Source organism: Cupriavidus sp. FW306-01-F10A, assembly GCF_058782785.1.
Genome location: NZ_JBYSYA010000001.1, coordinates 43,568 through 64,050 on the forward strand (window position 1 = coordinate 43,568; position 20,483 = coordinate 64,050).

17 protein-coding genes are annotated in these 20,483 nt (G+C 68.1%); 10 read left to right on the top strand and 7 right to left on the bottom strand.

What is annotated here, in order from left to right; genetic code table 11:
• Positions 1-142 precede the first annotated feature (142 nt).
• Positions 143-1,879: an FAD-dependent oxidoreductase gene (locus AC3WLF_RS00220; RefSeq protein WP_492357627.1), complete on the top strand. Its 1,737-nt coding sequence runs from the start codon at positions 143-145 to the stop codon at positions 1,877-1,879.
• Between the two features lie 11 nt (positions 1,880-1,890).
• Here AC3WLF_RS00220 and ada read toward each other — a convergent pair whose 3' ends face one another.
• Positions 1,891-2,961, bottom strand: coding sequence for a bifunctional DNA-binding transcriptional regulator/O6-methylguanine-DNA methyltransferase Ada (ada, locus tag AC3WLF_RS00225; protein ID WP_492318567.1), 1,071 nt, complete (start codon positions 2,959-2,961; stop codon positions 1,891-1,893).
• Positions 2,962-2,969: 8 nt separating this feature from the next.
• Positions 2,970-3,746, bottom strand: coding sequence for a 2OG-Fe(II) oxygenase (locus AC3WLF_RS00230; protein WP_492318688.1), 777 nt, complete (start codon positions 3,744-3,746; stop codon positions 2,970-2,972).
• A gap of 234 nt (positions 3,747-3,980) precedes the next feature.
• Between AC3WLF_RS00230 and AC3WLF_RS00235 the strand changes: the two genes are divergently transcribed.
• A complete protein-coding gene (locus tag AC3WLF_RS00235; RefSeq protein ID WP_492318566.1) occupies positions 3,981-4,460 on the top strand; it encodes a nuclear transport factor 2 family protein in 480 nt (159 codons plus the stop codon).
• Between the two features lie 104 nt (positions 4,461-4,564).
• Here AC3WLF_RS00235 and AC3WLF_RS00240 read toward each other — a convergent pair whose 3' ends face one another.
• The gene (locus AC3WLF_RS00240; RefSeq protein WP_492357628.1) at positions 4,565-6,283 is read right to left on the bottom strand and encodes a dipeptidase; all 1,719 of its coding nucleotides are present in this window, start codon (positions 6,281-6,283) and stop codon (positions 4,565-4,567) included.
• Positions 6,284-6,588: 305 nt separating this feature from the next.
• On the opposite strand from AC3WLF_RS00240, the gene AC3WLF_RS00245 reads away from it, so the two are divergent.
• From AC3WLF_RS00245 to AC3WLF_RS00255, 3 genes are all read left to right on the top strand, one after another.
• A complete protein-coding gene (locus tag AC3WLF_RS00245) occupies positions 6,589-7,320 on the top strand; it encodes a glutathione peroxidase (RefSeq protein WP_492318564.1) in 732 nt (243 codons plus the stop codon).
• Between the two features lie 141 nt (positions 7,321-7,461).
• A complete protein-coding gene (locus AC3WLF_RS00250; RefSeq protein ID WP_492357629.1) occupies positions 7,462-8,853 on the top strand; it encodes a dihydrolipoyl dehydrogenase in 1,392 nt (463 codons plus the stop codon).
• Between the two features lie 107 nt (positions 8,854-8,960).
• Positions 8,961-9,509: a TetR/AcrR family transcriptional regulator gene (locus AC3WLF_RS00255; RefSeq protein WP_492357630.1), complete on the top strand. Its 549-nt coding sequence runs from the start codon at positions 8,961-8,963 to the stop codon at positions 9,507-9,509.
• Positions 9,510-9,566: 57 nt separating this feature from the next.
• Here the strand turns inward: AC3WLF_RS00255 and AC3WLF_RS00260 are convergent, their stop codons facing one another.
• Positions 9,567-9,893 (bottom strand): BrnA antitoxin family protein, encoded by a 327-nt coding sequence (locus AC3WLF_RS00260; protein WP_035822186.1) that lies wholly within the window; start codon positions 9,891-9,893, stop codon positions 9,567-9,569.
• A gap of 271 nt (positions 9,894-10,164) precedes the next feature.
• Here AC3WLF_RS00260 and AC3WLF_RS00265 point away from each other — a divergent pair, with 271 nt between their 5' ends.
• On the top strand, positions 10,165-12,372 hold the full coding sequence (locus AC3WLF_RS00265) for a TonB-dependent siderophore receptor (protein WP_492357807.1): 2,208 nt from the start codon (positions 10,165-10,167) through the stop codon (positions 12,370-12,372).
• A gap of 51 nt (positions 12,373-12,423) precedes the next feature.
• On the opposite strand, the gene AC3WLF_RS00270 is transcribed toward AC3WLF_RS00265, so the two are convergent.
• Positions 12,424-13,098: an SOS response-associated peptidase gene (locus tag AC3WLF_RS00270; protein ID WP_492357631.1), complete on the bottom strand. Its 675-nt coding sequence runs from the start codon at positions 13,096-13,098 to the stop codon at positions 12,424-12,426.
• Between the two features lie 240 nt (positions 13,099-13,338).
• Between AC3WLF_RS00270 and AC3WLF_RS00275 the strand changes: the two genes are divergently transcribed.
• Both AC3WLF_RS00275 and AC3WLF_RS00280 read left to right on the top strand, forming a co-directional pair.
• Entirely contained in the window at positions 13,339-14,991 is a 1,653-nt protein-coding gene (locus AC3WLF_RS00275; RefSeq protein ID WP_492356235.1) for an AMP-binding protein, read from the top strand.
• Between the two features lie 149 nt (positions 14,992-15,140).
• The gene (locus tag AC3WLF_RS00280) at positions 15,141-15,872 is read left to right on the top strand and encodes a BON domain-containing protein (RefSeq protein WP_035822196.1); all 732 of its coding nucleotides are present in this window, start codon (positions 15,141-15,143) and stop codon (positions 15,870-15,872) included.
• An 18-nt stretch (positions 15,873-15,890) separates the two neighbouring features.
• Here AC3WLF_RS00280 and AC3WLF_RS00285 read toward each other — a convergent pair whose 3' ends face one another.
• Positions 15,891-16,973 (bottom strand): GlxA family transcriptional regulator, encoded by a 1,083-nt coding sequence (locus tag AC3WLF_RS00285; RefSeq protein WP_492352115.1) that lies wholly within the window; start codon positions 16,971-16,973, stop codon positions 15,891-15,893.
• Between the two features lie 187 nt (positions 16,974-17,160).
• Between AC3WLF_RS00285 and AC3WLF_RS00290 the strand changes: the two genes are divergently transcribed.
• Together AC3WLF_RS00290 and AC3WLF_RS00295 are read left to right on the top strand one after the other, a co-directional pair.
• On the top strand, positions 17,161-18,420 hold the full coding sequence (locus AC3WLF_RS00290) for a M20/M25/M40 family metallo-hydrolase (protein WP_492356236.1): 1,260 nt from the start codon (positions 17,161-17,163) through the stop codon (positions 18,418-18,420).
• Positions 18,421-18,540: 120 nt separating this feature from the next.
• Entirely contained in the window at positions 18,541-18,804 is a 264-nt protein-coding gene (locus AC3WLF_RS00295; protein ID WP_010812450.1) for a hypothetical protein, read from the top strand.
• Positions 18,805-18,829: 25 nt separating this feature from the next.
• Here AC3WLF_RS00295 and AC3WLF_RS00300 read toward each other — a convergent pair whose 3' ends face one another.
• Positions 18,830-20,407: a phospholipase D family protein gene (locus tag AC3WLF_RS00300; RefSeq protein ID WP_492318555.1), complete on the bottom strand. Its 1,578-nt coding sequence runs from the start codon at positions 20,405-20,407 to the stop codon at positions 18,830-18,832.
• Between the last annotated feature and the right edge of the window lie 76 nt (positions 20,408-20,483).

The following is a 20,483-nucleotide window of genomic DNA, read 5'->3' on the forward strand; positions in this document are numbered from 1 at the left end:
CATTCAATCCCAAGCCGGCGCAATCCGCAACTGCGCCGTGCGATTCTCGCATTCTGCGCGCCGCCGTCTACTATCGATAGGCCGCGCGGCGGCAACCGGGAAGATGCGCCGGGGCAGGCGCGGGTCCAGACGGGGAGGGAGCATGGCGATTTCGCAATCGGAGGCAATGGCCCCGGATGAGGACACCGGCGCGGAGGCCGGCGGCGCCCTGGAGGCGCCGTATTCCACGCTGGAGTCACGCTGGCACCAGATGTTCCCCCAGCTCGGCGCCGACGACATGGCGCGCGTGCGCCGCTTTGGCACGCCGCAGAGCTGGCGCGCGGGCGAGAAGCTCTTTGCCATCGGCGATACGGGCCGGGGCATGTACCTGATCGGCAGCGGCCGCGTGCGCCTGATGCGGCGCGACGGCCTGGGCCGCGAGCACCAGATCACCGAGCAGGGCGCAGGCCACTTCCTGGCCGAGGTCGGCACGCTCAGCGGCCGCCCGGCGCTGGTCGACGGCGTGGCCGTGACCGATACCCAGGGCTATGTGATCACGCCAGAGCGGTTGCGCGCCCTGCTGGTGGCCGAGGCCGAACTGGGCGAGCGCATCATGCGCGCGCTGATCCTGCGCCGCGTGGGGCTGATCGAATTCGGCAGCGGGCCGGTGCTGGTCGGCCATGGCACCGAACCGCAGCTGGTGGCACTGCAGGCCTTCCTGCGGCGCAACGGCTACCCGCATACGGTCATCGACATCGACGCGGAACGCGACTGCTCATTGCTGCTCGACTACGCCAACGCGCCCGCCAGCGACTTCCCGCTGGTGATCTGCGCCGACGGCCGCGTGCTGCGCGCGCCGGACGAAGGGCAGCTGGCTTCGTGCCTGGGGCTGTTGCCGGAGTTCGATCCGGCCCATGTCTATGACGTGGTGGTGGTCGGTGCCGGGCCGGCAGGGCTGGCCACGGCCGTGTATGCCGCTTCCGAAGGCTTGTCGGTGGCGGTGATCGATTGCCGCTCGCCGGGCGGGCAGGCGGGCGCGAGTGCGCGCATCGAGAACTATCTTGGCTTTCCCACCGGCATCTCCGGGCAGGCGCTGGCCGGGCGCGCGTTCGTGCAGGCGCTGAAGTTCGGCGCGCATATCGCCATCCCGCTGGAGGTCAAGGCATTGCATTGCGGCGCGGACCCGATCCGGCTGGAGCTGGCCGATGGCCGCATGATCCCGACCCACACCGTGGTGATTGCCACCGGCGCGCAGTACCGGCGCCCGGACATCGCCGCGCTGGAGCACTTTGAAGGGCGTGGCGTGTACTACTGGGCTTCGCCGGTGGAGGCCAAGCTGTGCAAGAACGAGCCGGCAATGCTGGTGGGCGGCGGCAATTCGGCCGGGCAGGCAGCGGTCTACCTGGCCTCGCACGCGGCGCACGTGCATATGCTGGTGCGCGGGCCGGGGCTGGCCGCCACCATGTCGCGCTACCTGATCGACCGCATCGGTTCGCTGCCCAATATCACGCTGCACACGCACGCGCAGATCAGCGCGCTGGCGGGGGAAGGATGGCTCAGCTCGGTGCGCTACGAATGCCGCGCGGAAAGCCCGGCCCCGGTCACGATGGACGTGCGGCACCTGTTCCTGTTCATCGGCGCCGATCCCAATGCGTCGTGGCTGCGCACCTGCAACGTCGAGGTCGATGACAAGGGCTTCGTGCGCACCGGCGGCGGCGAGCTGGGCTGCGCGTCGGCGGTGCCGTATCCGCTGCAGACCAGCGTGCCGGGCGTGTTTGCCATCGGCGACGTGCGGGCGGGCTCGACCAAGCGGGTTGCCGCGGCGGTGGGTGAGGGCGCGGCCGTGGTGGCGCAGATCCACGACTACCTGGCTCGGGTGCAGGCAGCCGTGGCGCGCTGAGCGCGCGACACTCAGGCCTGCGCCTCGCGCTCCAGCAGTTCGCGCTTGCGCGCCACGCCCCAGCGGTAGCCCGACAGGTTGCCGTCGCTGCGCACCACGCGATGGCAGGGAATGGCCACCGCCAGGTGGTTGGCGGCGCACGCCTGCGCCACCGCGCGCACCGCACGCGGCGCGCCGATGCGCGCGGCAATCTCGGCATAGCTGGCGGTGCTGCCCGCGGGGATCTCCTGCAGGGCCTGCCATACACGCTGCTGGAACGCGGTGCCGCGCACGTCCAGCGGCAGCGCCAGGCCGATCGAAGGTGCCTCGATAAAGCCCACCACTTGGGCCACCAGTTGCTCGAACTGCGCATCGCCGCCGATCAGGTTGGCGCGCGGGAACTGGTCCTGCAGGTCCTGCAGCAGCGTCTGCGGATCCTCGCCCAGCAGGATCGCGCAGACACCGCGCTCGCTCTGGGCCACCAGGATCGCGCCCAGCGAGCACTGGCCGATGGCAAAGCGGATATCGGTGTCGGCCCCGCCCGCGCGGTAGCGCGACGGGGTCATGCCCAGCACCGCGTCCGAGGTCTCGTAGAAGCGGCTGTTGGAGCCGAAGCCGGCGTCGTAGATCGCCTCCGTCACTGAGTCGCTGGTGCCGAGTTGCCCGCGCAGCTTCCTGGCGCGGTGCGCGGCGGCGTAGGCGCGCGGTGTCAGGCCGGTGGCGGCCTTGAACAGGCGGTGGAAATGATAGGGGCTGACGCCCGCCGCACTGGCCAGTTCGGGCAGCGTGGGCAGGGTGTCGGCGGCCTCGATGCGGCGGCAGGCGTCGGCCACGATGGCCGCGTGCCGGGCCGCCAGCGCAGGCGCGGCGGCACGGCGGCTGGGCCGGTAGCCGGCGGCTTCGGCCGCGGCGGCGTTATCGAAGAACTCGACATTGGCCGGATGCGGCAGGCGCGACGGGCTGCTCGGCAGGCAGTACACGCCGGTGGTCTTGACCGCATAGACAAAGGCACCATCGGCGCCCGGATCGCGCGCCAGCACGCGGGCCCAGCGCGGGTCGCGTTCGATGGTGCTGGCTTCCGGTTGCTGTGTGGGACGGGTCATGGGATACCTCACGTGGCGTCGTGGAAGATGATGCCCAGCGTGTAGCGCTGGCCCGCGTGCAGCCGGCTGACGCCATGCCGCAGGTTCACGCGGTAGCTGCCGCGGCTGCCCTGCACCGGGCGCTGGCTGACGGCAAAGACCACGGCATCGCCCTGGTGCAGCGTCACCACCTCGGCTCGCGACTGCATGCGCGGCCGCTGCTCGGTCATCACGAACTCGCCGCCGGTAAAGTCGCGGCCCGGCTCGGACAGCAGGATGGCGACCTGCAGCGGGAATACGTGCTCGCCATACAGGTCCTGGTGCAGGCAGTTATAGTCGCCGGGGCCGTAGCGCAGCAGCAGGGGCGTCGGGCGCAACTGGCCGGCGTCGTGGCAGCGGGCAAGATAGTCGGCGTGCGCGGCGGGATAACGCACATCGATGCCCATGGCGGCGTTCCAGCGGTTGGCCACCGGCACCAGGTGCGGATACAGCGCCGTGCGCAATGCGGCCACGGTGTCGGGCAGCGGGTAGCGGAAGTACTTGTACTCGCCCTGGCCAAAGCCGTGCCGGCGCATCTCGATGCGAGAGCGGTACAACGCGTCCTGCGCATAGCCGGCGGCAAGCGCGTCGCATTCGGCTGCCGACAGCAGCCCGCGGATCGCGGCGCAGCCATAGTCGTCGAGCTCGCGTGCAATGGCCGCCCAGTCGGTGCCATCGACGCGGGTGGCGATATCGGCTTCGTGCCCATGCCCCCGCGCCGTGCCGCGCGCTGGCGGTATTGGCCGGCGCGGCCCTGCCACGGCCATTTCATGGCGTTGTATCTGGCTGATGCTCACCGCGGGTCTCCTGTCTCTTGCTTGCATGGTGCCAACTTTAGGCCGCCCGCGTGCGCCTCGCACTCCGGGTCTTGCTTTTGAATTCTGCCCGGTATCTGCCTTGACAAGACAGATCTGTCTACCAATAATGAGACAGGTCTGTATCATATCGAGCAGGCTGTTCTTCCTACCTGATTCACCCTGTTTCCGCCAAGGAGCCTCCGCATGTCCGCACAAGCCGAAATCCGTCCGCCATTGCCCCCATTCACCCTTGAATCCGCCATCGCCAAGGTCCGTGCCGCCGAGGATGGCTGGAACAGCCGCGACCCCGAGCGCGTGGCGCTGGCCTATACCGTCGACAGCGCCTGGCGCAACCGAGCGGAATTCGTCAATGGCCGCGCCGACATCGTCGCCTTCCTGCAGCGCAAGTGGCAGAAGGAGTTGGATTACCGGCTGATCAAGGAGCTATGGGCGCACGACGGCAACCGCATCGCCGTGCGCTTTGCCTATGAATGGCACGACGATTCCGGCAACTGGTACCGGTCATACGGCAATGAGAACTGGGAGTTCGATGAGGCGGGGCTGATGCGCAGGCGCTTTGCCTGCATCAACGATGCGCCGATCAAGGCGGCGGACCGCAAGTTCCACTGGACGCTGGGCCGGCGGCCGGATGAGCATGCGGGGTTGAGTGAACTGGGGTTGTGACGTTTGTTCGGGTATCAGTTTGAACGCTGACGCTCGAACTGCTTGAGGCTGCTCCCCTCTCCCGCGCGCGGGAGAGGGGAGCACACAAGCGATGAGGGAACGCCTTACTGCATCTTGTCCAGGTTCCCGATCCGCACCAGCATCTCGGTGAACATCTGCATATCCAGGTTCAGGTCGGCCACTTCCTTGTACTCGCGCGCGTTGTGCGCGGTGTATTTCTTGCCCGGCATGGCCGGCCCGAAGTTGATGGCATTGGGCATCAGCTTGGCGGTGGTGCTGCCGGCGGTGGAAACCGGCTTGGCTTCCAGCCCGGTGGTATCGCCAAAGATATTCAGCAGCGTGGACAGCCACGCGCCCTTGGGATCGCGCGCCATCCAGTTGCCCTGGTCGTACTTGATCTCGACCGGGCCATGGGTGGCGGCCCAGCCGAAGATGCGCTTGGTGATCTTGCCGCCCAGCTCGTCCGGCGTGCGGCCGCGTGGCATGCGCACGTTGGTGACCACGTCGACATATTCGCCGCGCTCGCGCACCAGCGTGGGCGACATGGTCAGCGGGCCCATGAACGGGTCGCGGTAGGCCACCTCCATCCTGGTGCCAAGGTAATCCAGCCCGTACAGGTCGTTCAGGTAGCGGACCGCGTTCAGGTAGTGGTTCTCGGCAAATTGCACGCCGCTGGCCTGCAGGAACAGCGCCAGCCGCGGCAGCGGGTTGACCCCTTCCTCAGGGCGCGATCCGTGCGCCGAGGCGCCGGTGACCTTCACTTCCACGTCGTTGCCGGCGCGCTTCACGTCGATGGAGAACTTGCCGCGCGGGGTGTGGCGGCGCAGGAATTCAGCGCGTGCCTGTTCCAGCGTGGCAGCCACGGCGGCAGCATCGCCACCGGCAATGCGCGCGGTGGCGGTCTCGGGGATGGCATTGGCCGAGGCCGCGCCGCGCATGGCAACGATGGCTGGTCCCTTCTGGTCGGCCTTGCCTTGCGCGCTCTTGTCGTCCGCCGATTTGATGCCAAAGGAAACGGTCAGCGTGCCCGCGCCTTTTTCCGCCACCACCGCGGGGTACTTGCTGTCGAGCACGACGTTGTACTCGGGCAGGGTGGTGTGCTGGCGGTAGTATTTCATGCCGTCGCCGCCGGTTTCCTCGGTGGTCTCGATCATCAGGCGGATGGTGCGCTCGAGCGGCACGCCGCTTTCCTTGACGGTCTTCATGGCATACATGACCGCGGCGATGGAGCCCTTGTCGTCGATGGTGCCGCGCCCGTACAGCGTGTCGCCCACGCGCGTCATGCGAAACGGATCCAGCTTGGTGCCGTCCTCCAGCACCCATTCCTCGGCCACCGCGGGCACCACGTCGGCGTGGGTCAGGATGCCGAAGGTATCCTTGCCGCCGCCGGGCAGCGTGACCTCGAAGACCCGGTTGTCGACATTGCGGTAGGCCAGCCCGAAGTCGCGCGCCATGGCCTCGATCATCTTGCCGAACTCGATGATGGCGGGGCTCTCGTGCTGCGGGATTTTCTCGTCGCGCACGGTACGCAGCGCCACCATCCTGCCGATGGCGTCGATCACCGCGGCCTCGTTGCGGACGCGGTTGTAGACGCCCAGCAGGCGGCCGATATTGACCAGGCTGTCGCCGGCCAGCGGCGACCGGGCCTGCCAGGCCGCCACGGCCGGCGCGACGGAAGGCTCGGCCCTGGCGGCGGCGGCCATGAATGCCTGCAGGTCGGCCTGGGCCGCCGTTCGGGTGCCGGAGACCAGCGCATCCAGCGCCGGCTTCTTCAGGGTTTGCGCCTGCGCGGGGTGCGCCAGCATCAGCGACAGCGCGAGCATCGGGGCCCATCGGCAGAGAGACGGCAGGCGGCAATATCGGGTCATTGCGGACAAAACTGGAGTCTGAGTGGATGCCGCATGATAGGGCACGCGCCGGTATTTGCCGGAAAAAATATGCTTTTGCGTGCGCGCGGATGAGGTGCAATGGCCGGCGCAATAGGGAATGGCTATGCAGTATCAATAGCGTGAGACAATCGTCGTGGTTAAAACGATGAATTGTACAAATCGCATCCCGGTCGACAGAATGGGGCCTTCGCTGCAACCCGCAGCCGAAACCAACCCGATCCAGACCAAGGAGTGAACTGATGCTGCAATCCCGTGAAGGCCAACGCGTTCCCAATGTCGCTTTCCGCATGCGTGAAGACAACGAGTGGAAGACCGTCACCACCGGCGAGCTGTTCAACGGCAGGACCGTGGTCGTGTTCTCGCTGCCGGGCGCCTTCACGCCGACCTGCTCGTCGACCCACCTGCCGCGCTACAACGAGCTGGCGCCGGTGTTCGCGAAGCACGGCGTGGACGACATCCTGTGCGTGTCCGTCAACGACACCTTCGTGATGAACGAATGGGCCAAGGACCAGGAGTCCGAGAACATCACCATGATCCCCGACGGCAACGGTGAATTCACCGAAGGCATGGGCATGCTGGTGGACAAGGCCGACCTGGGCTTCGGCAAGCGCAGCTGGCGCTATGCGATGCTGGTCAAGGACGGCGTGGTGCAGAAGATGTTCATCGAGCCGCAAGAGCCGGGCGACCCGTTCAAGGTGTCCGACGCCGACACCATGCTGGCCCACATCGCGCCGGACGCGCGCAAGCCGGACCAGGTGGTGGTGTTCTCCAAGGTCGGCTGCTCGTTCTGCGCCAAGGCCAAGCAACTGCTGGACGACAACGGCTTCGACTATATCGACGTGCCGCTGGAGAACAAGGTGCGCGGCAAGGTGCTGGGCGCCGTGTCGGGCGAGATGACCGCACCGCAGGTCTTTATCAACGGCAAGCTCATCGGCGGCGCCGAGGCGCTGCAGCAGTACCTGGGCAAGTAAGCGGATTCCCCCTTCATCCCCCACCCGGGGACCGGCAGTCGCCGGACCCGATGGGGTCGCCTTGCCCGGCGGCATGGCGGCCCCATCCATCCCGCTGATTGACACCAGTTTGACACCATCAAGACAAAGGAATTGACCGCCATGACCACCATCCAGACCGACGTCGCCGTGATCGGCGCAGGCACCGCCGGCCTTGCCGCCTATCGTGCCGCGATTGCCGCGGGCAAGCGCGCCGTGATCATCGAAGGCGGGCCGTACGGCACCACCTGCGCCCGGGTGGGCTGCATGCCCTCCAAGCTGCTGATCGCTGCCGCCGAAGCCGCGCACGAACTGCGCCACACCGCGCCGTTCGGCGTGCACGTGGATGGCCAGGTCCGCATCGACGGCCGCGAGGTGATGGCCCGCGTGCGCAGCGAGCGCGACCGCTTTGTCGGCTTCGTGGTGCGTGGCGTGGAGAACATCCCCGAAGCCGACCGCATTCGCGGCTATGCCCGCTTTATCGACAACACCACGCTGGAAGTGGATGGGCACACCACCGTGCGTGCCAGCCGCGTGGTCATCGCCACCGGCTCCACGCCGATGCTGCCGACGCCGTTCCAGGTGTTCGGCGACCGCCTGATCGTCAATGACGATGTGTTTGCGTGGGAAGACCTGCCCGCCAGCGTGGTGGTGTTCGGCCCCGGCGTGATCGGGCTGGAACTGGGCCAGGCCTTGTCGCGCCTGGGCGTGCGGGTGCGCGTGTTCGGCGTCAGCGGCTCGCTCGGGCCGCTGACTGATCCCGTGATCCGCGCCTACGCGGCGAAGACTTTCAACGGCGAGTTCTATCTCGATCCGGACGCCAGGGTGACCGACATGGCCCGCGACGGCGACCAGGTGGTGGTGACCTACCTGGACCGCGAAGGCCGCAGCGTGACCGAGCGCTTCGACTATGCGCTGGTTGCCACCGGCCGCGTGCCCAATGTGCGCGACCTGGGCCTGGAGCATGCCGGCCTGGCGCTGGATGCGCGCGGCGTGCCGCTGTTCGATACGCGCACGCTTCAGTGCGGCAATGCGCCGGTGTTCATTGCCGGCGACGCCAACAACATCCTGCCGCTGCTGCATGAGGCCGCGGACGAGGGCAAGGCCGCGGGCGAGAACGCCGCGAGCTATCCGCAAGTGAAGCCGCTGGCCCGGCGCGCGCCGATCGCGGTGGTGTTCACGGACCCGCAGATCGCGATGGTCGGCCAGCGTTACGCCGACCTGGCCGAAGGGACGTTCGTGACCGGCGAGGTCAGCTTCGAGGACCAGGGCCGCAGCCGCGTGATGCTGAAGAACCGGGGCCTGATGCATGTCTATGCCGACAAGGCCACGGGCCGCTTCCTGGGCGCGGAATGGACCGGCCCGCGTGCCGAGAACATCGCCCACCTGCTGGCGTGGTCGTACCAGCAGGGCCTGACCATCGGGCAGATGCTGGGCATGCCGTTCTACCACCCGGTGGTGGAAGAGGGCCTGCGTACGGCGCTGCGTGATGCGGAGGCAAAGCTCGAGGCCTGAGCGGGCCAGGTTTGCTAGACAGGTCTGTCTGTCATAGTATCAACCTATAGAGGCCGGGCGGCGCAGGGCGCTGTCCGGCCGCTCCCATTACCGATTACGCCGCCACCATGGCCACGCCTTCCGCCCGCGACCGCATCCTCGACACCGCTGCCCGCCTGTTCTACCAGGAGGGCTACCGCGCCACCGGCATCGACAAGATCATTGCCGAATCCGGCGTCGCCAAGATGTCGCTCTACCGCCATTTCGCCTCCAAGAACGAGTTGATTTCGGCGTTCCTGGCGCGCCGCCATGACGAGTGGATGACGTGGTTCCGGCAGGACGTGGAAGCCCGGCTGGCCGCGCGCCCGCACCTGGACGTGATTGCCGACGCGCTGGCGGACTGGTTCGGCCGAGACTTCCGTGGCTGCGCCTTTATCAACGTGGTGGCCGAGGCGGGCGGCGACGCGCGCGCGGCCGAACAGGCCGCGGCGCACAAGGCCGAGCTGGCCGCATTCGTCGCCGACATCGCCACGCGCCTGGGCCTGGATCAGCCGCAAGCAGTGGCCGAGGAAGCGATGCTGTGCATCGAAGGCATGATCGTGCGCTACCAGATGCAGCCGGATGCGGCGGTGATCGAGGCGGGGCGGCGGTTGCTGGGCCGGCTGCAGGCCGGCTGATTGGCGTGGGGGCTGGCCACTGAGGCTGAGAACTGCCCAACGCCTTCTTCGTCTGGCTTAGCGCCGAGGCAGCATCCGGTGCGATTTGGCGTAATCGCGCAGTGCGTCGTTCATCAGCGTTTGCCAGCCGCTACCGGTTGCCTTGTAGGCGTCCAGTACATCGGGATCGATCCGCAAGGTCTGGTTGACCTTGCGCTCGCCAGCCGGCTTGGCCGGCCTGCCACGGCGTTTCACCAGCGCATCGGCATTTTCTTTTCCCACGACCTGCTCAAGTACCTCGCGCGCCGGGCGCAGCCGCTTGATTTGTTCCGTCGGCAATGACACCGCATCGGGGTCTCCGGCAATGCCGCGCGCAATTGCGGCGTCCTCCGCGGGCGTCGGCATGGTGAGGTCAGGTTTCCTGTTCATAGTCTCGCGCCAAAATCGTAGCCGGCTGTATTTATGCTACAGCAATAAAAATGAATTTGGCACCGTCGGAATGCCAAAAGCCATATCACTCTGGAGCGGCTAGCCCGAGGCTCCCATAGAAAATGTCTCGCTTCTGACACATTCAGGCTACAATTCTTTGTAATTACGAATTATTCGCATTCGTAATCAGAGTTTTTCCACTTGCCACGCAGCGCCTGCGGGGTAGCTACCTTCCGATCCCTGAGTGATGTATTTCCACCCGACCAAGCAGGCAAAGCCGCGCTTTGCCTACCCCGCGCTTGTCACCCCGCGCGGCCTTTCGCTGACCACCCTTGTATTGAGCCTGCAGGCCGGCGGCGTGTTTGCCCAATCCGGCGAAGTGCCTGCGCCGGCAACGGCCGGTGCTGCGGCTGAACTGCCGGCCGTGACGGTCCGCGCCAGCAGCGATGACGAAACCGCCTCCGGCCCGGTCCATGGCTTTGTGGCAAAACGCAGCGCCACTGCCACCAAGACCGACACCCCGGTGATGGAGACGCCCCAGTCGATCACCGTCATCACACGCGACCGGATGGAGGCGCAGGGCGCGCAGAGCGTGCAGCAGGCCATCGGCTACAGCGCCGGCGTCTACGCCGGGCCGTTCGGCAACGACGCCCGCGGCGACTGGGGCCGGTTCCGGGGCACCGAGTTCACGCAGTACCGCGACGGCCTGCTGAACCAGGTCGGCTTCTACAACAACGTGCGGCCCGACGTCTACGCGCTGGAGCGCATCGACGTGCTGCGCGGGCCGTCGTCGATGCTGTTCGGGCAGGGCGCGGTCGGCGGCATCCTGAACCTGGTCAGCAAACGCCCGCAGCCTGAAGCGGCGCGCGAGATCGGGGTGCAGTTCGGCAACTACAACCGCAAGCAGGTGCAGGCCGACCTGACCGGCCCGCTCGATGCGGACGGCAAGTGGCTGTACCGGCTGGTGGCGCTGGCGCGCGACAGCGACACGCAGGTGGACTACGTCAAGGACAACCGCTACCTGGTCGCGCCTTCGCTGACGTGGCGCCCGAGCCAGGACACCTCGCTCACGCTGCTGGCCAACTTCCAGCGCGATGAAAGCGGAACCTCGGTCGGCTTCTTCCCCTGGCGGGGCACGCTGCATGCCAACCCGGCCGGCCAGATCCCCGATCACCTGTTTATCAGCGAGCCTGGCTTCGACCGCTACAATGCCGAGCAGGCGTCGGTGGGCTATGAGTTCCAGCACAAGTTCAACGACACCGTGACGGTGCGGCAGAACCTGCGCTATTCGCACAGCACGGTGGACTACCGCAGCATCTACGCGGCCGGCTTCAACGGCGCCGGCCACGGCTGGGTGCCGGGCAGCGATACGCTGATGCGCCGCACGGTCTACCTGAACCAGCCCACGCTGAACTCGTTCGCGGTCGATACCCAGGCGCAGACCAACTTCCGCACCGGCCCGGTCCAGCACACGCTGCTGACCGGCGTCGACTACCAGCACTCAGAGATCACGGGGCGCGCCGGGGTGGGGGGCACGGCCGCGCCGCTCAATGTGTTCAACCCGGTCTACGGCAATTTCACCCTGCCGGGCACGCGCGACCTGAATCCCGCCACGCAGGCGCAGACCGGCCTGTACGTGCAGGACCAGTTGTCGTGGAACAAGTGGCTGCTGATGCTGGGGCTGCGCTATGACTGGTCGCGCGCCGCGCAGGACAACACGCCCTCGGCCAGCCGCGACGACAGCGAGCTGACCAGGCGTGCCGGCCTGATGTACCGCTCGGACATCGGCCTCAACCCATACGTCAGCTATTCCGAGTCGTTCCAGGGGCTGGCCGGCTTCAACAAGGCCAACCAGGCTTTCAAGCCGCTGCGCGGTTCGCAGTGGGAGGCAGGGATCAAGTACCAGCCGCCGGGCAAGAACGCCACGCTGACCATTGCCGCATTCGATATGCGCGAGAAGAACCGCAAGACCGCCGGCGTGGTCAACGGTATTCCCGATTCGGTCCAGGTGGGCGAGGCACGTACGCGCGGTATCGAGGTGGAGGCACTGGCCTCGTTGTCCAGCCGGCTGGACCTGATCGCAACCTATACCTACCTGGATGCGCGCGTGATCGACGGCACGCCGGCCGAGGTGGGCAAGAAGCTGGCGAGCACGCCGTCGAACATGGCGTCGCTGTGGGCCAACTATCGCTTCAAGCTGTTTGGCGTGCCGGGCTTTGTCGCCGGCGGCGGGATGCGTTATGTCGGCCCCAGCTATGACGGTGCCGACCAGAACCGGGTGGGCGGCGTCACGCTCTACGACGCGATGATCGCCTATGACCACGGCCCGCTGCGCGTCTCGCTGAATGCCAACAACCTGTTCGACAAGCAATTCCTGACCACCTGCCTGGCGCGCGGTGACTGCTACTTCGGCGCGCGCCGCACGGTGGTGGGCAGCGTTACCTACCGCTTCTGAGCCGGCTTGCATGGAAGCGCGCCTGCGGCCGGGGCGGCGATAGCGGCGCGCTTACTCCGAGTCGGGGATTGGCGCTCCCTGCACTTTGGGCGCCGGTTCGGCCCGCATGGCGTCTGCGGGCAAGAGCTTCAGGAAGGTGCGCGCGACCTCGGGAGCGCGGCAGGCGAGCCAGTCGTCCCACTGTTCACGCGGCACGATCACCACTGACCGCTTTTCCTCGCCCGGCTTGTGGAAGCGCTGCATCACCGGGTGCTGGGCCGAGTTGATGGTCAGCATGGTGAAGGACAGCGACTGGTCCGGCCAGCTGCGCCACAGGCCCGCAATGCCGAAGGCCGGCTCGCCGGGGAGCCAGACGCGCCAGCGCACCGGCTTGCCGGGCGGGCCGCCGGGCGCTGCATCTTCGGGATACGCAAACTCATAGAACGCCGTGGCCGGCACCAGGCACAGCTGGCCCTGGCGCCAGTAGCGCGCAAAGGCGGGGCGTTCGCCCACGGTCTCGCTGCGGGCATTGGTGGTGTCAAAGCGCCGTGCGCTGGGGGGGATGCGCGGGCGCGGCACCATGCCGAACGAGGCCAGTGCGCCACTGCGCGTGCCATCGTCCGCGGCGCGCACGATCGGCGCCGCGTAGTCCGGATAGGTTTCAGCCTTGTACAGCCCCGGCGGCGGTTCCACGCCGAAGATTTCGCGCAGGATCCGGCTCTGGACCGGGGCGTAGTTGGTGCACATGCGCTGTCTCCTGGCGGTGATGCCCGTATCGTCGGCGCCGGGCGGTGCCGCGTCAAGGGTGCCAGGAGGTGCGTCAGGGTTCACGGCAGGGATGGCAAAAACCGTCAGCCGCGCTGGCGGAATCGGTTATTGCCTGCTCCCGTGGCGCTCGCGCACACTCTTGCGGCAGCCGTTGCGCGCCGGCACCCCGCGCGCAGCGGCCACCTACCAAAAGGCACCCGCCGGAATACAGGAGACACCATGCGCGACTACGCCCAAGCCTTCGACGGATTTTCCTATGACGACGCCGTGGCACGGCAACTGCACGGCAGCCTGGAGGCAATGAACGCGTGCGTCGAATGCTGCGACCGCCACGCGCTGCCGGGCCGTATCGCGCTGTTCTGGGAAGGGCGCGACGGCAATTCGCGCAGCTGGACCTTTACCGAGCTGCAGGCACTGTCCGCGCAGTTTGCCGGCTTCCTGAAGGCGCAGGGCGTGCAGCCGGGCGACCGCGTGGCGGGCCTGCTGCCGCGCAATGCGGAACTGCTGGTGACGATTCTCGGCACCTGGCGCGCCGGCGCGGTGTACCAGCCGCTGTTCACGGCCTTCGGCCCCAAGGCCATCGAGCACCGGCTCAATGCGTCCGGCGCGAAGGTTGTGGTCACCGATGGCGCCAACCGCCCCAAGCTGGATGAAGTGGATGGCTGTCCCGCCATCGTCACCGTGGCCGGCGACAAGGGCCGCGGCCTGGTGCGCGGCGACTTCAGCTTCTGGGCCGAACTGGAACACCAGCCGGCGTCGTTCGAGCCGGTGCCGCGCCGGGGCGACGACCCCTTCCTGATGATGTTCACCTCCGGCACCACCGGCCCGGCCAAGCCGCTGCTGGTGCCGCTCAAGGCCATTGCCGCGTTTGCCGGCTATATGCGCGACGCGGTCGACCTGCGCGCGGAAGATGCTTTCTGGAACCTGGCCGATCCGGGCTGGGCCTACGGCCTGTATTACGCGGTCACGGGCCCGCTGGCACTGGGCCATCCCACCACCTTCTACGATGGCCCGTTCACCGTGGAGAGCACATGCCGTGTGATCCGCAAGTACGGCATCACCAACCTGGCCGGCTCGCCCACGGCATACCGGCTGCTGATCGCCGCGGGCGAGGCCGTGTCAGGCCCGCTGCGCGGGCGGCTGCGCGCGGTCAGCAGCGCGGGCGAGCCGCTCAACCCGGAAGTGATCCGCTGGTTCGCCAGCGAGCTGGGCGTGACCATCCACGACCACTACGGCCAGACCGAGTTGGGCATGGTGCTGTGCAACCACCATGCGCTCGCGCATCCGGTGCGCATGGGCGCGGCCGGCTTTGCCAGCCCCGGGCATCGCGTGGTGGTGGTGGACGATGAGCAGCGCGAACTGCCGCCGGGCCAGCCGGGCACGCTGGCGCTGGACCTGAAGCGCTCGCCGATGTGCTGGTTCGGCGGCTATCACGGCACGCCCACCAGCGGGTTTGCCGGCAGCTACTACCTGACCGGCGATTCCGCCGAGCTGAATGACGACGGCAGCATCAGCTTCATCGGCCGGGCCGACGACGTCATCACCACCTCTGGCTACCGCGTGGGCCCGTTCGACGTGGAAAGCGCGCTGATCGAACACCCGGCCGTGGTCGAGGCCGCGGTGATCGGCAAGCCCGATCCGGAGCGCACCGAGCTGATCAAGGCCTTTGTCGTGCTGGACCCGCAATATCGCGCCGCGCCGGAACTGGCCGAGGCGCTGCGCCAGCACGTGCGCAAGCGCCTGGCCGCCCATGCCTACCCGCGCGAGATCGAGTTCGTCGCCGAACTGCCCAAGACCCCCAGCGGCAAGGTCCAGCGCTTTATCCTGCGCAACCAGGAAGTGGCGCGCGCGCGCGAGGCGGCCGCTGCCTGAGGCCTGAGCCGTTCCCGGACCGCCTTCCTATAATGAGGAAGCGGTTGCCGGGCCCCGGGGGTGAAGGAGCCTGCGGTGCCGCGCCAGGCGCGCCTGCAGGCAGGGGCGCGCGTCTTCCATCTCCAGACCAATCGGGCGAGGCGAACAAAATGCAGAGTAGCGAAGCGGTGCTGACGCAGGCGCGCGCAGCCTTGGCGCATGTGCCTTATCAGGGTCATGTCCTCCATCCCACCATCCAGTTGCGGCTTTCCGACGGCGCGCTGATCCTGGAAGGCGAGGTGGCCGATATCGTCGACAAGACCAGGGCCGCGGCGACGGTACGGCGCGTGGACGGTGTAACCAGCGTGATTGATCACCTGCGCGTGGCCAATGGCGGCATGCAGGTAGGCGACGGCGAACTGCGCGACGCGGTGTGCGAGCGCCTGCTCAATGCCATCGATTTCCGCAATTGCAAGATCTGCGCGCGCGTCAAGGGCAAGCCCGAGGCCATGCGCGAAGCCGTGGGCGAACGCAGCGGCTGGATTGAAGTGGAAGTGCACGACGGCGTGGTCACGCTGTGGGGGCAGGTGATCAGCCTGTCGCACATGCGCCTGGCAGGGGTGCTGGCCTGGTGGTCGCGCGGTTGCCGCTGCGTGGTCAATGAACTGGTGGTAGCGCCCGCCGAAGCCGACCGCGACGATGAAATCACCGAGGCACTGATGCTGGTGCTGGAGACCGATCCCTTCATCGATGCCGGCCAGGTCAGCGCGCGCACCGAGAACCGCGTGGTGACGCTGGAAGGCTGCGTCGCCAGCGAGGACACGCGGCGCCAGGCCGAGCGCGACGCATGGTACGTGCAGGGCGTTGAGAACGTGGTCAACCACATCGCCTTGCGCACCTGAGCGCTGCCCTGGGCGCGGTCACTCCCCGGTGCCGCGCCGTACCGCGACATCTTCCATGCGCCAGTAGCGCCGCCGCGCCCGCAGCGCAAAGCGGGCGCGATAGTCTGACATCGACATGCCGGTGGTGCGCTGGAACAGCCGCCGGAACGCGGCGGCGTCGCTGTAGCCGCAGGCTTCCGCAATGCCCTGCGTGCCGTGCAGCGTGACTTCCAGCAGCATGCGCGCGCGCTCCACGCGCAGGGTGTGCAGGTAGTCCAGCGGGCTCAGCCCCGTAACCTGGCGGAAATGCCGCAGCAGCGTGCGTTCGCTGACCGCGGCCGCCTGGGCCACCGCGGCCAGCTTGTAGGGCTCGGACACATGGTCCTGCAGCCATTGGATGGCGCGATACACCGGGCTGTCGGCGGTGCGGCTGAGCCAGCGTTGCGACACCAGTGCCGGCACGCTGCGCTGGCGCTCGGGCTGGAACAGCATCAGCCGCGACGCCGCCTGTGCCAGGTCCGGGTCGTGCAGGTGGCCCAGCACGCGCAGCATGAATTCCACCTGCAGCGCCGGCGCCACGCACGAGAACACACGCTGGTGCACGCTCATGGCCTGGTCGCTGCCCAGGTCGCAATGCGGATACTGGCGCATCATCCAGCTCTGGAACATCCAGGGCGCGCCGGTCCTGGCGCCGTCGAGCAGCCCCAGCTGCAGCGGCAAGACCATCCCCGACGAACACGCGGCGATCCAGCCGCCGGCCTGCGCATGGCGCTCAACCAGGCGCAGCGCCGCGGCATCGCGCTGCACGATCTCGCCCAGCTGCAGCGCGTTGCTGGCCAGCAGGGCGGGGATCACCAGCAGCGTGCGGCTGTCCGCGGCGCGGGTGCGCCGGGTGGAGGCCACCAGCCCCGGCAGGTCTGCCGCCAGCGTGCGCCCGTTGCTGCCGCACAGCTGCCAGCTCAGCGTGGGCGCGGCGTCGGGCCGCTGCAGGCTGGCGACGCCGGCCACGGTGCGGAGCACGTCGAGCGCGGTGAACAGGCTGCCCGGCATGGCTTGCGGCAACCATAGCAGGCGGACATGCAGCGGGATGTTCTGTGAAGGCGGCGTGATTGCTGCTGGCATGCCAGGGGGCGTGGTCGGGTGCATGAGCGAAGCGTGGGGGGCAGGATGCCGTGGCGGGATCGGCATCCGGATTGGCGATATTGATCCTCCCCTAAGGTTCTGGCAAGGGCTAGCATCGTGCAGTTGTGCCGCGGCGCTGCCTGTGCGCCGAGGCATGGCACCAACAAGACCAATCCGAGGAGATTCCATGCCGTTTTCCGTCCGCCACGTTGCCGTTGCCGCCGCCCTGACGCTTGCCGGGGCCAGCACCCTGGCCAGTGCCGCCCAGCCCGATGCCGCGCTGCTGTCCGCCGCGCAGGCGGCCCAGCCCGCGCTGGTGCAGTCGCTCAAGGAGATGGTGTCGATCGAATCCGGCAGCGCCAACGCGAAGGGGCTGGCGCAGATGGCCGGCTATACCGAGAAGCGCCTGCAGGCGCTGGGCGCGAAGGTGGAACGCATGCCCGTCACCAAGGGTCCGGGCACCATGGTCAAGGCCACCTTCACCGGTACCGGCAAGCGCCGCATCATGCTGATCGCCCACATGGACACGGTGTACCCGGACAACACCCTGGCCACGCAGCCCATCCGCGAGGAAGGCAACCGGCTCTACGGGCCGGGCATTGCCGACGACAAGGGCGGCATCGCCGTGATCCTCCATTCGCTGGAGATCCTGAAGAACCAGGGCTGGCGCGACTACGCGCAGATCACGGTGCTGTTCAACCCGGACGAGGAGGTCGGCTCGGTCGGCTCCGGCGAAGCCATTGCCGCGCTGGCCGCGCAGCACGACGTGGTGCTGTCGTGCGAGCCCACCGCGGCCAAGGATGTGGTCAAGGCCGAGTCGCTGCTGCTGGGCGCCTCCGGCACCGCCACCGCCACCATGCAGGTCAAGGGCCGCGCATCCCACGCCGGCGCCGCGCCGGAGCGCGGCCGCAATGCGCTGATCGAACTTGCCCACCAGTTGCAGCAGACGCGCGACACCGCCAGCCAGGTGCCGGGCTCGCAGCTGAACTGGACCCAGGCCCAGGCCGGCACGGTGCGCAACCAGATCCCGGAAAGCGCCGTCGCCTACGGCGATGTGCGCACCACCGCGGCCGGCGCCGCGGAGAAGCTGAAGGTGGCGCTGCAGGACAAGGTCAAGTCCAGCCAGCTGGTGCCGGAGACGCAGACCACGGTGACGATGGAAGAGGGCCGCCCGCCGTTCGTGGCCGACGCGCGCGGCCGCGCGCTGGCCAAGCGCGCGCAGGAGATCTACGCCGAGCTGGACGGCCGCACGCTGGCCCTGGCCGAAGGCACTGGCGGCGCCACTGACGCCAGCTATGCCGCGCGCTCGGGCAAGCCCGCGGTGGTGGAAAGCTTCGGGCTGGCCGGCTTCGGCTATCACGCCCGCGACGAGTACATCGAACTGGACTCGATCGTGCCGCGCCTGTACCTGATGACCCGCATCCTGCAGGATATCGGGCGCAACTGAGCCGGCGCGCCAGGCCTGCGTTGCCGGCGCCTGGTTGCCCCTCCCGGCAAGCTGCTACAGTGTCATGGCTGCCCGCATGCGGCGGCCATGACAAAAGAGACCTTGCAGGGGGAGACAGAGATGAACCGCAAAGGCTTGCTGGACGCGGCCACGGCACTGGAAGACCTGGCCGCCGGCCGCACCCCCGCACCCGCGCAGGTGGCCGCGGGCGCCGCCGCGCTGGAAAAAATCCACGCCGATTACCCGGCCTGGCGCGACGTGGGCGATGCCTTGTTTGGCCTGAAGGCGCTGGCCGGCGGCAGCGGCATGGCGCTGGACACCAAGGGGCGCCAGCGCGCCGGCCGGCTGGCCGATGTGGTGCGCAGCCTGCTCGACCAGATCTGAGGGGCCGTGCTCCCGGGAACCCGTTCTACAGCATCGACTCGATCGGCAGGATCGACAGGAACCAGATGCCAAGCCGGCGCCACCAGCTGGTGTTCGGCTCGGTGTCGTGGCGGATGACTTCGTCGTCGCGCCGTTCCAGCCAGTACAGCTTGCCGGTTTCATCGAGCTTGACCTGGTAGGCCGCGCGCGGCACCACGCTGGCGAAGGTGGATTCGATCCGGCCAGCCAGATCCGGGCTGTCGATGACGAAGCCCAGTTCGGTGTTGATCGTGGCCGAGCGCGGGTCGAAATTGAACGAGCCCACGAAGACCCGGGTGCCGTCGACGGCAAAGGTCTTGGCATGCAGGCTGGAGCCCGAGCTGCCAAAGGGGCCGGCGCGCTCTTCCTTCTTGCCGGGCGCGGCCGAGCGGCGCAGCTCATACAGGTCCACGCCGGCTTCCAGCAGCGCCTTGCGCCGCTTGGCATAGCCCGAATGCACGGCGGCCACGTCGGTGGCTTCCAGCGCATTGGTCAGCACGCGCACCGCCACGCCGCGCCTGGCCATGTCGGCGAAATAGGACGTGCCGCCCGTCGATGGCACAAAGTAGGGCGAGACCAGGTCAAGCTCGCGCTGCGGGTCGCCCAGGATTTCACGCAGCTGGTGCGCCACCAGGGTGTTGCGCGATGCCTCGCCGAGCGCCTTGGCCGGGTTGTCGCTGACCATGCGCGTTTTCGCCCACTGGAACCGCAGCGTGCCGTCCAGCATCCGCTGCACGTCAGGCAGGTCGCGCACCGCGGCCAGGTAGGCTGCGGCAGCGGGGGTCTGCTCGACTGCACGGGCCTTGCTGGCCAGCGCCTGCAGCCGTTCGACACTGACCGGCGGCACCAGCCGGTCCACCGGATAGGCCGACGCACTCGACCAGTAGCGGTCGAAATCGTGCGCCACGTCGCCGGCCGCGGGCCCGATGGCGATCACGTCGAGGTCGGCAAACAGCACGCCATCGGTGGCGCCGAAGTATTCGTCGCCGACATTGCGCCCGCCGATGATGGTGGCGACGCCGTCGGCGGTGAAGGACTTGTTGTGCATGCGCCGGTTCAGGCGCCGGAAATCAGTCAGGAAATTGAGCGCCTTGGGGTGGCGGATCACGAACGGGTTGAAGAGCCGCACCTCGACCTGCGGATGCGCGTCCATGGCCGCCAGCCATTCGTCCATGCCGGCGATGCCGTTGTCGTCAAGCAGCAGGCGCACGCGCACGCCGCGGTCGGCGGCTTCATGCAACGTTTCCAGCAGCAGGGTGCCGGTCAGGTCGTCGCGCCAGATGTAGTACTGGACGTCGAGCGTGCGCTGCGCGGTGCGCGCCAGATGCACGCGCGCGGCAAAGGCGGCGTAGGCATTCTCGAGCGGATGGATGCCGCTCAGGCCCGGATGGCCCGCCACTTCGCCGGCCACCGCCTGGCCCAGCGGCGTGGCCTGGGATTCGGCGGGCGTCAGCGCAAAGGATTCGGTGCGGTGATCCAGCGGCGGCAAGGCGCAGCCGCCGAGCAGGGCGGCGCAGCACAGCAGCAGCGAATTGGCGCGCAGGCGGCGGTGGGGGGCGAACGCGGCGTCTGTCGGCGATGGCATGGCGGGTCCTGTCGGACCCCTCGCGGGGGCCGATCGTTACGGCAATGCCGCCATGTTGCCATGCCGCGCGGGCCGC

Coding starts and splice junctions, on each gene's coding strand:
- AC3WLF_RS00265 (WP_492357807.1), top strand. CDS start 10,165: ATGTATTTCCACCCGACCAAGCAGGCAAAGCCGCGCTTTGCCTACCCC.
- AC3WLF_RS00230 (WP_492318688.1), bottom strand. CDS start 3,746: ATGGCCGTGGCAGGGCCGCGCCGGCCAATACCGCCAGCGCGCGGCACG.
- AC3WLF_RS00300 (WP_492318555.1), bottom strand. CDS start 20,407: ATGCCATCGCCGACAGACGCCGCGTTCGCCCCCCACCGCCGCCTGCGC.
- AC3WLF_RS00260 (WP_035822186.1), bottom strand. CDS start 9,893: ATGCCGACGCCCGCGGAGGACGCCGCAATTGCGCGCGGCATTGCCGGA.
- AC3WLF_RS00280 (WP_035822196.1), top strand. CDS start 15,141: ATGCAGAGTAGCGAAGCGGTGCTGACGCAGGCGCGCGCAGCCTTGGCG.
- AC3WLF_RS00275 (WP_492356235.1), top strand. CDS start 13,339: ATGCGCGACTACGCCCAAGCCTTCGACGGATTTTCCTATGACGACGCC.
- AC3WLF_RS00255 (WP_492357630.1), top strand. CDS start 8,961: ATGGCCACGCCTTCCGCCCGCGACCGCATCCTCGACACCGCTGCCCGC.
- AC3WLF_RS00220 (WP_492357627.1), top strand. CDS start 143: ATGGCGATTTCGCAATCGGAGGCAATGGCCCCGGATGAGGACACCGGC.
- AC3WLF_RS00235 (WP_492318566.1), top strand. CDS start 3,981: ATGTCCGCACAAGCCGAAATCCGTCCGCCATTGCCCCCATTCACCCTT.
- AC3WLF_RS00270 (WP_492357631.1), bottom strand. CDS start 13,098: ATGTGCACCAACTACGCCCCGGTCCAGAGCCGGATCCTGCGCGAAATC.
- AC3WLF_RS00240 (WP_492357628.1), bottom strand. CDS start 6,283: ATGCTCGCGCTGTCGCTGATGCTGGCGCACCCCGCGCAGGCGCAAACC.
- AC3WLF_RS00295 (WP_010812450.1), top strand. CDS start 18,541: ATGAACCGCAAAGGCTTGCTGGACGCGGCCACGGCACTGGAAGACCTG.
- AC3WLF_RS00285 (WP_492352115.1), bottom strand. CDS start 16,973: ATGCCAGCAGCAATCACGCCGCCTTCACAGAACATCCCGCTGCATGTC.
- ada (WP_492318567.1), bottom strand. CDS start 2,961: ATGACCCGTCCCACACAGCAACCGGAAGCCAGCACCATCGAACGCGAC.
- AC3WLF_RS00250 (WP_492357629.1), top strand. CDS start 7,462: ATGACCACCATCCAGACCGACGTCGCCGTGATCGGCGCAGGCACCGCC.
- AC3WLF_RS00290 (WP_492356236.1), top strand. CDS start 17,161: ATGCCGTTTTCCGTCCGCCACGTTGCCGTTGCCGCCGCCCTGACGCTT.
- AC3WLF_RS00245 (WP_492318564.1), top strand. CDS start 6,589: ATGCTGCAATCCCGTGAAGGCCAACGCGTTCCCAATGTCGCTTTCCGC.